Genomic DNA, 444 nt, shown 5'->3' on the forward strand with positions numbered 1-444 from the left:
GTCCGCCAATCGCTTCTATCGCATGGATTGGAACTTCGACTTCGGCAACATCGGAACGACCAATACGGTTTTCGACAATGCTGCGGTCGCGACGGTCCAGGGATGGCAGAAGAGGATCGGCCTCAACACGATCAGCCGCAACAACAACCCGGTGCAGGCCGGGGCCGATCAGTGGTTTATCCCGCTGACTGGCGGCGGCAGCGCCAACGTGGGCGCGTGGTTCCAGAGGTTTTTCCTCGCGGCGGATAGTTCGGCAACAATGTATACCGATTTCACGAATGCTGAAGCCGGTCGGCAGATCACCATCATCGGCCAGAACGCGAACAGCACCATCGTGAACAACTCCCGCATCCACCTGAAGGGCGGAGTAAACTTTACGACCACGCAAGGCTCGTCGCTCACGCTCGTCTTCACCGGAGCGTACTGGCAGGAAATCGGTCGGGC

At 59.0% G+C, this 444-nt stretch carries 1 protein-coding gene; it reads left to right on the forward strand.

The window, feature by feature from the left end; genetic code table 11:
- Positions 1–22: 22 nt before the first annotated feature.
- Positions 23–444: hypothetical protein (locus HPY23_RS29940; protein WP_210346971.1), on the forward strand; the 422-nt coding region annotated here is incomplete at its 3' end.

Source organism: Methylobacterium ajmalii (assembly GCF_016613415.1).
In the GTDB taxonomy this organism is placed as follows: Bacteria; Pseudomonadota; Alphaproteobacteria; order Rhizobiales; family Beijerinckiaceae; genus Methylobacterium; species Methylobacterium ajmalii.